The following is a 14,442-nucleotide window of genomic DNA, read 5'->3' on the forward strand; positions in this document are numbered from 1 at the left end:
AATCGGCTGTCATTGCGAGCGCAGCGAAGCAATCCGTCCTGTCAAAACCAGGCACGCTCTTTTACCAGAACCGAAGGTCAGCGAAGCTAAAGCCCCGGCACCGCTACGGTACCGGGGCTTTTTATGAGCTGGTCGCAATAGGAGGCTGGTCGCTGAAAACAGGACGGATTAGCTACGCCGGCCTTCGGTTGCCACGGGCTGTGCACTCGCAATGACAGGTGCCGCGCACCGCTTTTCCCTCTCCCTCCTACCCCAGCATCGCCCCGGCCAGCAGCGCCACCGCTACAATGGCCACGCTCGGCACCTTCTCCCACAGCAGCAGCAGAAACGTGGTACCCACCAGCAGCGGGTTCAGGGGCAAGGAGTCGATGGGCCCGAGGTGGAAGGGCAAATCGAGCAGCCGGTAAGGTAGCGGGTGGTAGAGCAGGAACGTAGCTGCGCACACCAGCCCGGCGCTCACGGCATTAATGCCTTCGAGCGAGGCCTTCACCACGCGGTACTGCCGCAACCGGTCCCAGAAACGAATGACGAAGAAGATGAGGAAGGTGCCCGGCAGGAAAATACCCGTCACGCCCACCAGGGCCCCCAGCAGCTGCATATGAGTGCCGCCGGTAGGCCGCATGGCCAGCGCCCCAATGTAGGCCGCTATCGAAAAATTAGGCCCCGGCATGGCTTGCACCAGCCCCAGCCCCGACAGAAACTCCGGCCCCGTGAGGTAGTGCTTAAACTCCACAAACTCGGCGTAGAGCAGCGGCGCCAGCACCTGCCCGCCGCCAAACACCAGGGAGCCGTTGCGGTAGAAATTCTCGAACAAGCGCACCGGCAGCAGACGCGTGTAGTGCCCCAGCAGGGCCGCTCCCGCCAGCGTGCCAAACCACAAAAAAAAGTTAGCCCACTCGATGCGCAGCGGTTTTTTCTCCTGCTCGATGGCGTGCTTGCGGTAGCGCACCGTGGTCACGGCGCCGCCGGCCAGTAGCAGCAGCGGCAGCATCCAGGGCAGTTGGAAAAAGTAGGCCAGCATGGCGGCGGCCACCATCAGGCCTACCGCGGTTTTGGTGTGAATGACCTTTTCGGAAATCTTGTAGGCCGAAAACGCCACGAAGCCCACCGCCACCGGCTGCACAAACTGCACCAGCGCCGCCACCCGCGCGGGGTCGAGGTAGCTGAGGGTGAGGGCCGCCAGCGTCATGAGCACCACGGCGGGCGCGGCCCACACTATCAGCGTGAGGTAGGCCAGGTTAGGCCCGCCCAGCCGGAAGCCGATGACGGTGATGGTTTGCGTAGAAGTAGGCCCCGGCAGCAGCGCGCACAGGGCCTGCAGCTCCAGCAGCTCGGCGGCGCTGATGTAGCGGCGCTTCTCCACCAGCAACCGGAAAAACATGGCCAGGTGCGCCTGCGGCCCGCCAAAGGCCGTGCAGGCCAGCAGGGCCACATCCTTCAAAAAAATAATGCCCCTCACCCGCCGCGTGCGTTGCCCCGAGCGCCGCGGGGGCGGCGTGAGCGACACAGGCGCCGAGGGCGGCGGGGCGGGGTTATTCGTTGGAGGCAGGAGGGTCATGCAGCGCAAAAAAAGAACGTCATGCTAAGCGCAGCCGAAGCATCTCGCGTGGGGTAGTAATCCATTGATTGGATTAGCTACACAAGCGAGATGCTTCGGCTGCGCTCAGCATGACGTTCTTCGTTGTTGTTAGGCTTGCCTTATTTCTTCTTCAAGCCCAGCTCAATCAGGCGCTCGTTCAGGAACTCGCCGGCGGTGATGTCGGCCTCCTTCTTGGGGTTGTCGGGCGTCACGCAGTGGTCCAAAGCGGCCAGGCTCATTTCGGAGCGCGGGTGCATGAAGAAGGGAATGCTGTAGCGCGAGGTGTTCATTTTCTCACGGGGCGGGTTCACCACGCGGTGAATGGTGCTCTTGAGCACGCCGTTGGTGAGGCGCTGCAGCATGTCGCCCACGTTCACCACAATCTGGTCGGGCAGGGCCGTGATGGGAATCCACTTGCCATCGCGGCGCTTCACCTGCAGGCCGTCGGCGCTGGCACCCATCAGCAAGGTAATCAGGTTGATGTCGCCGTGCTCGGCGGCGCGCACGGCGTCGGCCGGCACCGCGTCGGGGTCTTCGATGGGGAAGTAGTGAATGGGACGCAGGATGCTGTTGCCGTGCTTCACCTTGTCGTCGAAGTAGTTTTCGGGCAGGTGCAGGTACAGCGCAATGGCGCGCAGCACGTCCTGGCCGGCGCTTTCCAACGTGCGGTAGGCGCGGAAGGTGCTCTCCTTAAAGGAAGGCACTTCCTCGGGCCAGATGTTGGCCGGGTACTCGTTTTTGATGGGGTCTTCGGTTTCTACTTCCTGGCCCACGTGGTAGAACTCCTTGAGGTCGCCGGTGTTGCGGCCCTTGGCGTGCTCCTTGCCCTTGCTGATGTAGCCGCGCTGGCCGGCCAGTTCGGGGTTTTCGTAGCGCTGCTTGGCGGCGTCGGGCAGTTGGAAGAACGACTGCACGTCGGCGTACAATTGTTTGGTTTGCTCGTCGTTGAGGCCGTGGTTTTTCAGGGCCACGAAGCCAATGTTCTGGTAGGCCTCGCCGAGCTGCTGCACGAAACGGGCCTTACGCTCGGGGTCGCCGGAGCGGAAATCGGCGAGGTCGAGCGAGGGAATTTGGTCAAGAAGTTGGTCTTGCATGGGAAATTTAGGTTTACTTTGAGCCGTCAAGCCCCGCAGTGGCCGTGGGGCAAGGCCGCAAGATAAGAAAAACCCTGAACCGGTCGCCCTGCGTAAGGGGGTTCGGCTTCGGGTCTACCCCTTAAAGTTACTGCTAAACTTTTTTTGAGCTTCTTTTACACCATGAAAACTTCCCATTGGCTGCTGTGCAGCACCCTGACGCTGGCCGCCCTCGCCGGTTGCGAAACAAGCAAGCCGGCCACCGACGTAAGCGCCTCGGCTGGCACGGCCGGTACTACCAACCGCACCAGCACCTCTGGAGAAAGCATGGAGTCGAACGGCATCCGCCTGACGCCTTTTAACGATTCGCCCAAGTTCCCGGAGGCCCAGATGCAGCTGCGCCAGCCCATCGCCAACTCTACTGTACCCAGCGGCGAAGTAACGTTTAACTATCAGATTACCAACTTCCAGCTCACCAAGATGAGCGGCGGCCCGCACATGGCCGAAATGGCCAACTCGATGAAGGGCCAGCACATCCACAACATCGTGGACAACGAGCCCTACACCGCCCACTACGAAACCACCTTCACCAAGGCCATTCCCGATGGCCAGCACGTAGTGCTGTCGTTCCTGTCGCGCTCCTACCATGAGAGCCTCAAGCACCGCGGTGCCTACGACCTGCGCATCATCAACGTGGGCAACGGCGCCAAACCGGCCACGCCCATCATCAACGTGAACGGCCCTAACCTGTTCTACAGCCGCCCCAAAGACACCTACTCCGGTGCCGATGCTAAGCGCGTGATGCTGGATTTCTACCTCGTAAACACCACACTGGAGCCCGGCGGCAACCGCGTGCGCGCCACCATCAACGGCACCGAGTTTATGATTGAGAAGTGGCAGCCTTACATGATGGAAGGATTGCCCGCTGGCGAAAACACCGTGAAGCTGGAGCTGGTAGACGGCAGCGGCACGCTCATCCGAGGCCCGTACAACTCGGTAACGCGCAAATTCACGGTAGCCCCGTAAGCAGCCGCCCGTTATTTTTTTGTTATTGATTTGAGAAAGTCTCTTGGTTCGTCCGGGAGACTTTTTTCAATTCCTGCCGTTTCCGATTCCGGTTCTACCTTGCCCCTCATGCCGTCCGATTCGCTCAATGCTGCCAGTACGCTTGCCTCGCTGCTCACCCGTGAGCACGTGCTGCGCGCCCTGCGCCAGATAGCCCGCGAAGGCCGGACGCTGCCGCCGAGCACCGTGTACGAACTGGTGTACCGGGGCCGCCGCTACCCACCCCGCGCCGTGGCCGAGCTGGCCTACCGGCTGGCCACCGGCAACCCCGCCGCCCGCTGGCCCCGCGCCGCCGGCGCCCCCACCAATGCTCTGCTCGAAGGCCTCGATTTCACCATCAGCACCAAGCGCCCGGTACTCACCTCCGGCTCGGGCCCCGACGGAGAGGAAGTAGCCCGCCAGCAGGCGGAGGACTTGTACACCGGCCTGCCCAAGGAAACCCAGGATGCCACGGCACCCGCCAACGCCGCGGAGCCAGCCGTTCCCTACACGCCGTCGGCTTATACCCGGAAACAGGCACTGGCCGAGTTATTCATTGATGAATCCGCGCTGGATGCGGCGTTGGCCGGCTTGCAGCGCCGCCGCAACCTGCTGCTGCAGGGCCCACCCGGCACGGGCAAGACCTTTCTGGCCCGGCGCCTGGCCTGGCTGCTGCTCGGTGCCCAAGACGAGCGCCGCGTGGAGCTGGTGCAGTTTCACCCCAGCTACGGCTATGAGGATTTCATGCTTGGCTTTCGGCCCGACGCGGAGGGGCACTTCCACTTGGTGCCGGGTGTGCTGCCGCTGCTGTGTCAGCGCGCCGCTGCCGACCCCGACCGCCCTTATTTCCTGCTGATTGATGAGGTGAACCGCGGCAATGTGCCGCGCATTTTTGGCGAGCTCCTGCTGTTGCTCGAAGCTGACAAGCGCGGCCCGGCTCAAGCCCTACGCCTCCCCTACGCCCCGCCGGACGCGCCCCGGTTCTTCGTGCCCGAGAATCTGTATGTCATTGGCACTCTCAATATGGCCGACCGCTCTTTGAGCCCGCTCGACTACGCGCTGCGCCGCCGTTTTGCCTTTGTGGCGCTGGCGCCGCAGTTTGGCGCGCCGCTGCGGCAGTACCTGGCGGCGCGGCAGGTGCCTGCGGCGGTGGTTGAACAGCTCTGCACCCGCATGGCCGCGCTCAACCAAACCATTGCCGACGACCCGGAATTAGGTCCTGATTTTGAAATTGGCCACAGTTATTTCTGCCAGCCACCGGCCGAGCCAACCCAAGCTGCCGCGTGGCTACGGCTGATTTTTGAGCAGGAAATTGGCCCGCTGCTGGCCGACTATTGGCGGGAGCAACCCGCGACTGCGGCGGCGCAATTGCGCACGCTACTGACCTAGAGGCTACTTGGTATGACGCCCGGACCGGGCCGGGCCGGTAGCACGCGTTTTGAGCAGGGCCACCGTGGCCTCGTTGAACTTGGTGCTTAGCGTTACTTCGGCTTCGGTGTAGCCGGCGTAGGAGATGTTGGCCTGCAAGGGGCCAGCTTGCGGGAGTACATCAAAAGAGAACTCGCCAGCGGCATTGGTCACCGTCATTTGGTGGGTGGCGGTGAGTACGACCACTGCGCCCGGCAGCGCCCGCACGCCGTCCACAATTTTGCCAGAGAGCTTAATGGTCTTCACAGGTGATGCTACAGCTACGGCCTTGGCGGTGCGCGTTGCAACCAGCGGGGTTCCCACCTTGCTGCTGTCGGCTACTATGCCCCGAGCCTGAGCGGCCGAAGCAAACAAACCACTTAGCAAGATAACGGCGAGCAACTGACGAAAGAGGGACATGAGAATCGGTGGGTTAATTGAACAATGCAAAGCTACCGCAGCCTTTTAGCGGCTTTTTTGTGCTTCGCCCAACCCGGTATCTCAAACGATTAACACACCCTTTTTCCCAGTCAACAAAAACACATTACGGCTTAAACGCCGTTTGCTATGTTGTCTTCAACCATTCGGTGCCCTTCAGCGCCTTATTGCTTAGGTCTTCTAATCAAAGACCTATCCATCTTTCTGCACTGCCAGCCCACTAGCTGCAATACTGAAATACCACCCTGCCCCTAGCTTCGCCATCCGTGATACCGCTCGCCACGCTCTACTACTTCCTGTGCTACGCCTGGAACCGGCTGCCCGAGCCCGCCGTGCTGCAAGCCACCGAGGCTACGCCGTTTCACCGGCCACTGGGGCTGCTGGCGCAGGTGCTTTTGCACGCCACGCGCCGTTTGCTCAAGTCGGGCCTGCCGCGCACGTTTGAAAACCAAACGGCCGAACTAACCAGCCTGCGCGGCCGCGTGGAGCTAGCGCCTAGCCTGGGGCAGGGCTTGCTGGCGCAGGGCCGGGCGGTGTGCTCGTTTGATGAGTTAACCACTGATTCGCCGCTACACCGCCTGCTGGCCCAAACGCTGGCCGAGCTGGCTCGTGCCACGGACCTGCCCCTGGCTTTGCGGCGCGAGCTGGGCCATGTACGCCGACGGTTGCCCGCCGATGCGCCGATGCCGCCCTCCGCCGCCACTTTCCGGGAGCTGCGGCGGCAGCGGCCCGGCAGCCAGGAAGCCTTTTTGTTGCACGTGTGCGAGCTGGTATGGCTTACGGCCCTACCCGAGCCAGCCGCGAACGGCCGGCGCCGCTTTGCCGACTTCCAGCGCGACGAGGCCCTGATGGCGCGGCTCTTCGAGCAGTTCACCCGCAACTTTTTCCGCCGCGAGCAGCGCCGCTACCGCGTGTACGCCGAAACTATTGCTTGGCAGGCCGAAGCCGCGCTGCCCGACGACCTGGCCCTGCTGCCCACCATGCTCACGGACACGACCCTCGACGCACCCGACCGCAAAATCATTCTCGACACCAAGTACTACGCCGCGGCCCTGCGCCCGCGCTACGACCGGCAGCGCCTCATCTCGCCCCACCTCTACCAGCTTTACGCCTACCTGCAGAACCAGCGCCCTGCCCCCGGCCAGGCCCTCGAAGGGATTCTGCTCTACCCTGCCGCCACCCAGGATGTGGACGTGCGCTACACCCTGGGCGGCCACCCGGTGCGCGTTGTCACCCTCAACCTGCACCAGCCCTGGGCCGGCATTGCGGCCGATTTGCTGGCATTGATTGCCTAATTGCTTTGAGTACAGGGCATAAAAAAACAGCCCGAACGTGGGTTCGGGCTGTTTCCTGATTAAAAGAACTAACTGCTGGCGCAAGACCAGCGGCCAATTACTTCTTCTCTTCGGTCGTGGTGGTCGTGGTGGTGGTGCCAGCAGCAGGAGCCTCGGTGGTAGCAGCAGGAGCAGCAGCACCTTCGGTGGTAGCGCCAGCGGCGGGAGCCGTAGCGTCAGCAGCCGGAGCAGCCATAGCGGTGCTGTCGGTGGTGGTGGTGGTCGAAGTCTCGGTGCTAGCAGCCGGAGTCTCAACGGTGGTTTCTTCGGTCTTCTTCGACTCGCAAGAGGTCAGACCAGCGGTGAGGGCCAGGCCCAGGGCAGCAACTTTGAACAGGTTGTTCATTTTGGGGGTAATTTTGAAAATGGGTTAACTTAAAAACGCCCTTTATTCTGCCCTTTTGAAAAGGTAACCCGGGCTAGAAAAATATTTTTTCGACGGGTTACTTGATACCCGCTTTTGTATTAACCCCCAAAGTGAATGAGCAGGGGCAATCCAACTTCCTCTTCTTTGACTCCTACTGACGATGCGCTGATTGCCGCCATTCGCTCCGGCGATGAGCGGGCGCTGGCCCACCTCTACCGGCTGCACTGGCCTATGGTGTCGCACTTCGTGCTGCAAAACAGCGGCTCCGAAGACGACGCCCAGGACGTGTACCAGGAAGGCGTGATGGTGTTTTATGAAAAAGTACGCGACGGCTCCCTGGAGCTTAGCTGCCAGATTAAAACCTACCTCTACGCCGTGTGCCGCCGCCTGTGGCTGAAGCGCCTCACGAGCAAAAGCCGCTTCGGCGTGCGCCTGCTCGACGACGAGGAGCACGGTCCCTACCTCAACACGGGGGCCGAGGAAGATGTGCTGGCTGCCGAGGAGCAGGACCGCCGTTTCGCTACCATGAGCGAGGCCCTGAACCACCTGGGCGAGCCCTGTCGGTCGCTTTTAGAAGGCTTCTACCTGCACGACAAGTCGATGCAGGACCTCACGGCAGAATTTGGCTACACCAACGCCGACAATGCCAAAAACCAGAAATACAAGTGCCTCGTGCGCCTCAAAAAATTATTCTTTACCCACTATAAAGAAGAGCCAATTTAATGAATAGTATCAAGTATAAGAACTAAGTAGCAAGATGTTAGACGCATTGCCGTTTCCAGCCAAGTCTTGCTACTTGTTACTCGATACTTGCTACTCACAACCAGTACGCTTACCGCTGCCGCTCCCACCGGCAGGCTTACCCCATGATGACTGAAGCAGACTATTACGCCTTATTTGAAGCTTACTCGCACGGCGAGCTGGCCGGCTCCGCCCGCGCCAGCCTCGAAGCGCGCCTGGCGGCCGACCCGGACTTTGCCCTCCGCTACGCCGATTTCAACGAGCTGACCGGCACGCTGCGCGCCTACCGCCAGCGCCAGCAAACGCGCGCCCAGTTGCGCGGCATCCACGCCGCCATGCTGGCCGCCGAGGCCCCGGCTGAAGCCCCTGTGGCCGAAAAAACCAGCCCCCTTACGCACTCCGTGAACCCCATGCTGCGCATTTCGCGCACCGAGCGCAAACTGCGTGAGTTCTGGAACGGGCACCGCGCCACGGTGGGCGTGGCCGCCTCGGTGGCCGTGATGGCCGTGTTTGCCACCCTGCTGGGCCTGGACATCTGGCGCAGCTCAAAGGTGCAGGCGCCGGCCTCCATTCAGTGGATGCGCCGCGAAATCAATAACCTGAAGCAAAACCAGCGGGCCATCAACCGCACCATCCGCCGCATCGACGGCACGGCAGTGGTGCCTCCTATTAATAATGGTAAATTTGGCGGTACGGGCTTTGCCCTGACCTCTGAGGGCTACCTGGTGACGAGCTACCACGTGATTAAGGAAGCCGATTCGCTGCTGGTGGAGGGCCGCGACCGGCAGCGCTACCGCGCCGAGCCGGTGTATTCCGACAAAGCCCACGACCTGGCTATTCTGCGCATCACCGACAAGCGCTTCACCGGCTTCGGCCGCCTGCCCTACACCTTCAAAGCTGGCCAGGCCGACCTCGGCGAGCGGGTGTTTACACTGGGCTACCCGCGCGAAGACGTGGTGTACGGCGAAGGCTCGCTGAGCGCGCGCTCGGGTTTTGAGGGCGACACGGCGGCTTACCAAATCAGCATCCCGGTGAACCCCGGCAACTCGGGCGGCCCGCTGCTCGACGCGCAGGGCAACCTGATTGGCGTCATCAACGCCCGGCAGAACGACCTGGAAGGCACCTCCTTCGCTACCAAGTCGTCGTATCTGGTGCGGCTCGTGGATTCGCTGCGCAACACGCAGCCCGCCACGCCCTACCGCCTGCCCAAGTCGAACCAGCTGACTGGCGCGGCCCGCCCGCAGCAGCTGAAGAAGCTGCAGGACTACGTGTTTGTAGTGAAGGTGTTTGAAAACTAACTCAATACCTCCGCTTTTGCTTACGACAACGGCCCGTTTCTTTTCAGAAGCGGGCCGTTGTGCTGTAATGCCTTTGGGCTGCCTGCGATAGGTCTCCGTCGCTTGTCGCATTGGGCAGACTATTTCACTGCTTAAAAGCGCGCTGCATTATTTTCCACAACCTTAGCCCATCTACTGTAGTATTCAGGCCTTAAAAAGGAAGACTTACTCGTCCCTCTCATTTTCTGCACTCCACTCTCTAAACCTGCACTCCGTGGCTCAAAACCAACAAACCCCGCCCTCCGGAAACGACGTCGCCGGCTCGGCCATTTTCAAGAAATTCCTCAGCACCGCCGAGGGCTACATCAAGCAGCCCACGCGTATGAAAAAGCTGCTGACCGACGCTTACCAGAAAGCCAGCCAGAAGAACGAGGTCGGCACCCTGGCCCACGAAGCCTGGGACACGCTCCAAACCATGTTCCGGCTCATCAAGGCCTCGATTTCGGGCGAGTACACCGGTGTGCCCGGCACCACGGTGGCCGCCGCGGTGGCCGTGCTCATCTATTTCCTGAGCCCCATTGATTTGATTCCGGACTTCATTCCGGTGCTGGGTTTGCTCGACGACGTGGCGCTGGTGGCCTGGTTTTCGACCACGCTGAAGCACGAGATGGACAGATTCCACGAGTGGGAACTGACGCGGCCGGTAGTGGCAGTCAATGCCAACAAAGCCGCTGCCGAAAACGCTGCCGCTTCGATGGGTGGCCTGACGCCTATCAACTACGATGAGGACCGGGCCCAACCCGCCCGCGAATCGGCTAAAAACGCGGGCACCAGCAACAACCCCACTACTGACTCCCGCTCGGGCTCGCCCGCGAGCAACGCTCATTCTTCCTCGCCCCAGCCCGCTGCTGAGTCGGCCAAGCAGCACGGCACGCACCCTGAGTCGGCCACCAATTCCTCCAGCCAGCAGTCGAACACCGACTCTGGTCTGGGCTCACCCGAGAGCAGCAGCGCGGCCCCGGTGCACACACAGGGCGACGACGTGCAGCCTACCGCCGACACCAGCGGCGCCACGGTGCGCACCTGGGAAGGCAGCCGCAACGAAAGCGACGCCGGCCGCCTCGACACCGGCGGCAACGTGCGCTAAGTCAATTGTAACAGAACGCAAAAAGGCCCCGGAACCTGGTTCCGGGGCCTTTTTCAATTCATAGCAACTAATAAGTAATAGCCTGGTAGCGGGCAGCCTTATTAAGCGGCGGCGGCGTGCTCACGCACGTAGCGCACGAAGTCGCCCACGGTGGTGAGGGGCACTTCGTCGGGGATGGTGATGCTGAAGTTGCGCTCCAGTTCGAGGATGATGTCGACGACGTCGAGGGTTTCGAAGCGCAGGTCGCGGGCGAGGCTGGCGGTTTTGCGCACGCGGCTGGCCCGGATGGCCTTGCGCTTGCTGATGATGCGAAAAACCTGCTGCTCGATGCTGGGGGTGTGATGAGCGGTGCTAGTGGATACGTACATAATAGTTGCGAAAAAAGCGGTGAGTCTGCTGAAGGGGCGTTCTGCGGGGAGGCGCCCGTCGGGGTGGGATAAAGCGGTTAGTGCTGCAACAAAAACCGGCCGACGGGCGCCAAAACGCGGAAAATACTAGGCTAGTACAGGCGGCGTAGCCGCCTGTATTTCTTCAGAGTCCACCTCTTGCAAATTGGTTGCAATGGTATCCGGATTTTTTCCGGAAATTTTTCCTTTCAGCGTTTCGCTCAGCAGATACATCACCGGCACCACCAGCAGGGTGATGGCCGTGGCGAACACCAGACCGAAGATGATGGTCCAGGCCAGCGGGCCCCAGAACGTCACCGACTCGCCGCCGATGAAGAAGTGCGGGTTGCCGGAGGCGAACAGCTCGTAGAAGTCGATGTTCAGGCCGATGGCCAGCGGGATGAGGCCCAGCGTGGCGGCGGTGGCCGTCAGAATCACGGGGTTGAGACGGGTGCGGCCGGCCAGCACAATAGCCTCGCGCAGCGGCATGCCCTGCGAGCGCAGAATATCGGTGAATTCGACCAGCAGAATGCCGTTTTTCACCACGATGCCGGCCAGGGCGATGATGCCCACGCCCGTCATCACGATGCTGACGTTCATGCCGGTGATGGCCAGGCCCCAGAACACGCCCGCAATCGAGAACAGCACTTCGGAGAGGATGATGACCGGCTTGCTGAACGAGTTGAATTGCGTGACGAGGATGAGGAAGATGAGCGCCAGAGCGCCCAGGCCGGCCAGCGGCAGGAAGTCGGTGGTTTCCTTCTGGTCTTCCTCGGCGCCGCCCATCTTCACGTTGTAGCCGGCAGGCACAGGGAAGGCTTTGAGAGCCTGCTTCACCTGGGCGGCCACGTCGGGGCCGGTGAAGCCGTTGAGCACGTTCGACGAGATGGTGATGACACGCTTGGTGTCTTTGCGCTTGATGCCGCCGTAGGTGCTGCCGTAGCTCACGGTGGCGATGGACGAGATGGGCACCTGGCGCACGGCGCCGGTGGCGTCGCGGAAGGTAAGCGGGGCATTCACCACGGCGTCTACGTCGTTGCGGTAGGGCTTGGCGTAGCGCACCTGGATGGGGTATTCATCATCCGGGGTTTTGAATTTGCTGGCTTCCGAGCCGTAGATGGCGGTGCGGACTTCCAGGCCAATCTGGCCGGTGCTGATGCCCTCGCGGTTGGCGCGGGTGCGGTCGATGTTGACGGCGATTTCGGGGTTGCGGTCTTCCAGGTTGGAGCGCAGGTCTTCGATGCCGGAGATGTGCAGGGAGTCGACGTAGCGCTCCACTTTCTTGGAGAGCTTGGCCAGGGCGGGGTAGTCGTCGCCGCTCACTTCGATGGCGATGGGCTTCTGCTGGGGCGGGCCGCTGGCCTCCTGGTCTACCGATACCTCGGCGCCCGGGATGCCTTTCACCACCTCGCGGATTTTATCCATGTAGGTGCTGGTGGCGGGGCCTTTGCGGTCACTCAACTCCTTAAAGGCCACGCCCACCTTGCCCATGTGCGACTGCGACACGCCCGAAGCTGTAGCCTCGCTGGGGTCGCCGGCGCCGATGGCCACGTTGGTAATCACCGATTCCACGTCGGGGTTGTTGCGGCCGATGACGCCGTAGATGCGGTTTTCGAGGATGCGCGTCACTGAGTCGGTCACTTCCACGCGGGTGCCCACCGGCATGCGCAGGTAGGTGTAGATGAACTTGGGGTCGCCTTTGGGGAAGAAGTCCACCTTCGGGCCGCGGATGCCTACGGCCACAAACGAGCCGATGAAGACGATAAGCACGCCCACCATCACCAGAGCCGGGTGGCCGATGGCCCAGCGCACCAGGCTAGCGTAGCCATTCTGGAACTTGGGCAGGGCGCGGGTCTGGAACCAGGCAATCATTTTCACCAGCACGTACTTGTCGAGGATGATGAAGCCGGCCAGGGCCAGGCAAAGGTTGCCAAGGAAGTGGCCCAGCAGGCCGGTCGTTACCCCTTCGGGGCTCACTTCGGGCGTTTTGCCCATGGCCATGACGTTGAACAGGATGCCCAACGCCACCAGCACGCCGATGGCAATGAGGAAGCCGCGCGTAGCCTTGGGCTTGCTGTGCAGGTCTTCTTCGAAATGCTCATCGCGGCTCATAAAGCTCACGGCAAACACCGGGTTCATGATGAAGGCTACCACCAGCGACGACATGAGCGTGATGATGAGCGTGACGGGCAGGTAGTACATGAACGAGCCCACGATGCCGGGCCAGAACATGAGCGGCACGAAGGGCGCCACCGTAGTCAGCGTACCGGCCAGTACCGGCACAAACACTTCGCCGGCGGCGAATTTGGCGGCTTTCTCGGTGCTCAGGTTCGGGTGCTCGTGCAGCAGGCGGTGGGTGTTCTCGATGACCACAATGGCGTCGTCCACCACGATGCCCAGCGCCAGCAGGAAGGCGAAGAGCACAATCATGTTCAGCGAGAAATCGAAGCCCGGGATGATGAGGAAGGCCAGGAACATCGAAATCGGCACCGACAAGCCCACGAACATGGCGTTGGTGGTGCCCATGAAGAACAGCAGGATGGCCGTTACGAGCAGGAAGCCGATGATGATGGTGTTGATGAGGTCGTGCAGCGTCACGCGGGTGTCGTTCGAGGTGTCGCCGGTGATGGTGACCTTCAGCTCCTTGGGCAGCGTTTTCTCGGTTTCCTTTACCAGCGCCTTGATTTTGTCGGAGGCATCAATCAGGTTTTCGCCCTGGCGCTTCACCACGTTCAGGGTGATGGCGGGACGGCCGTCGAGGCGGGCGAAGCTTTCGCGGTCCTTGAAGCCGTCGGTCACGGTGGCAATGTCGCCGAGGCGCACGGCGGCGCCGTTGAGGTTTTTCACCTGGATGTCGGCAATGTCCTCGGCGCGGGCGTACTGGCCGGCCACGCGCACGGCGCGTTTCTGGTTGCCCACGTCGATGGAGCCGCCCGACACGGTCAGGTTTTCGCCACCGATGGCGCGCGAAATGTCCGAGAAGCCCAGGCGCGAGGCACGCAGCTTGTTCAGGTCCACATCCACGTTCACCTGCTGGTCGAGGGCACCGATGATGTCGACGCGGGTGATTTCGGGCAGGGCCTCAATCTTGTCCTGGAAGTCGTCGGCGTACTTCTTCAGCTGGGCGGCGGGCAAGTTGCCGCTCAGGTTGACGTACATAATGGGCTGCTCCGAGATGTTAATCTCCTTCACTGTGGGAGCGGTGGGCAGGTCGTTGGGCAGCTCGGTGGCGGCCTTGTCTACGGCGTCCTTGATGAGCTGCTTGGCGTACTGCACGTCCACGCCGGAGTTGAACTCCACGTCCACGATGCAATAGTCCTGGTTCGAGGTGGAGTTGATTTTCTTCACCCCGTTCACACTCTTAATCTCCTTTTCGAGCTGGCGCGTCACCAGGTTCTCGATGTCGGCCGGCGAGGTGCCGGGGTACACCGTGGCCACGATGATGCGCGGAATCACGATGTCGGGGAATTTCTCTTTGCCCAGCTTGATGTAGGCAAAAATCCCCGCTACGCACAGCAGCACCGTGATGATGTAGATGCTGGTTTTGTTATTAATGGACCACGAGGTCGGCCCAAATTCTTTCTCTAAATCTTGCATAGCTTTTCTAGCGTTCTAGTAAAAAGCGTGAGAAATCACAGCCTGCGGGCTG

At 61.4% G+C, this 14,442-nt stretch carries 11 protein-coding genes and 1 pseudogene; 6 read left to right on the forward strand and 6 right to left on the reverse strand.

All coding sequences use genetic code 11. The annotated features are described in order from the left end of the window. Window positions 1-247: 247 nt before the first annotated feature. A complete protein-coding gene (gene chrA / locus I2I01_RS13970; protein WP_196287098.1) occupies window positions 248-1,558 on the reverse strand; it encodes a chromate efflux transporter in 1,311 nt (436 codons plus the stop codon). A gap of 140 nt (window positions 1,559-1,698) precedes the next feature. After that, window positions 1,699-2,673 carry an isopenicillin N synthase family dioxygenase gene (locus I2I01_RS13975; protein ID WP_196287099.1) on the reverse strand — a complete coding sequence of 325 codons (975 nt, stop codon included), beginning with the start codon at window positions 2,671-2,673 and terminating at the stop codon, window positions 1,699-1,701. A 162-nt stretch (window positions 2,674-2,835) separates the two neighbouring features. On the opposite strand from I2I01_RS13975, the gene I2I01_RS13980 reads away from it, so the two are divergent. Both I2I01_RS13980 and I2I01_RS13985 read left to right on the forward strand, forming a co-directional pair. Then, complete coding sequence (locus tag I2I01_RS13980) at window positions 2,836-3,678, forward strand: hypothetical protein (protein WP_196287100.1); 843 nt, start codon at window positions 2,836-2,838, stop codon at window positions 3,676-3,678. A 108-nt stretch (window positions 3,679-3,786) separates the two neighbouring features. Beyond that, complete coding sequence (locus I2I01_RS13985) at window positions 3,787-5,085, forward strand: AAA family ATPase (protein WP_196287101.1); 1,299 nt, start codon at window positions 3,787-3,789, stop codon at window positions 5,083-5,085. A gap of 3 nt (window positions 5,086-5,088) precedes the next feature. Here the strand turns inward: I2I01_RS13985 and I2I01_RS13990 are convergent, their stop codons facing one another. After that, complete coding sequence (locus tag I2I01_RS13990; protein WP_196287102.1) at window positions 5,089-5,523, reverse strand: carboxypeptidase-like regulatory domain-containing protein; 435 nt, start codon at window positions 5,521-5,523, stop codon at window positions 5,089-5,091. 284 nt (window positions 5,524-5,807) lie between these two features. On the opposite strand from I2I01_RS13990, the gene I2I01_RS13995 reads away from it, so the two are divergent. Continuing rightward, window positions 5,808-6,836, forward strand: coding sequence for a 5-methylcytosine restriction system specificity protein McrC (locus I2I01_RS13995; RefSeq protein WP_196287103.1), 1,029 nt, complete (start codon window positions 5,808-5,810; stop codon window positions 6,834-6,836). 97 nt (window positions 6,837-6,933) lie between these two features. Here I2I01_RS13995 and I2I01_RS14000 read toward each other — a convergent pair whose 3' ends face one another. Beyond that, entirely contained in the window at window positions 6,934-7,221 is a 288-nt protein-coding gene (locus I2I01_RS14000) for a hypothetical protein (RefSeq protein WP_196287104.1), read from the reverse strand. Window positions 7,222-7,356: 135 nt separating this feature from the next. Between I2I01_RS14000 and I2I01_RS14005 the strand changes: the two genes are divergently transcribed. From I2I01_RS14005 to I2I01_RS23670, 3 genes and pseudogenes are all read left to right on the forward strand, one after another. Continuing rightward, window positions 7,357-7,965 carry an RNA polymerase sigma factor gene (locus I2I01_RS14005; protein WP_196287105.1) on the forward strand — a complete coding sequence of 203 codons (609 nt, stop codon included), beginning with the start codon at window positions 7,357-7,359 and terminating at the stop codon, window positions 7,963-7,965. 143 nt (window positions 7,966-8,108) lie between these two features. Next, a complete protein-coding gene (locus tag I2I01_RS14010) occupies window positions 8,109-9,281 on the forward strand; it encodes a S1 family peptidase (RefSeq protein ID WP_196287106.1) in 1,173 nt (390 codons plus the stop codon). A gap of 454 nt (window positions 9,282-9,735) precedes the next feature. Continuing rightward, window positions 9,736-9,897: pseudogene (locus I2I01_RS23670) on the forward strand (YkvA family protein); the annotation flags it as partial. 611 nt (window positions 9,898-10,508) lie between these two features. On the opposite strand, the gene I2I01_RS14020 reads toward I2I01_RS23670, so the two are convergent. Beyond that, window positions 10,509-10,775 carry an acyl carrier protein gene (locus I2I01_RS14020; RefSeq protein ID WP_196287107.1) on the reverse strand — a complete coding sequence of 89 codons (267 nt, stop codon included), beginning with the start codon at window positions 10,773-10,775 and terminating at the stop codon, window positions 10,509-10,511. A gap of 126 nt (window positions 10,776-10,901) precedes the next feature. Then, window positions 10,902-14,390 carry an efflux RND transporter permease subunit gene (locus tag I2I01_RS14025; RefSeq protein ID WP_196287108.1) on the reverse strand — a complete coding sequence of 1,163 codons (3,489 nt, stop codon included), beginning with the start codon at window positions 14,388-14,390 and terminating at the stop codon, window positions 10,902-10,904. Window positions 14,391-14,442: the final 52 nt, after the last annotated feature.

It is taken from the genome of Hymenobacter properus (assembly GCF_015694735.1).
Taxonomy (GTDB): Bacteria; Bacteroidota; Bacteroidia; order Cytophagales; family Hymenobacteraceae; genus Hymenobacter; species Hymenobacter properus.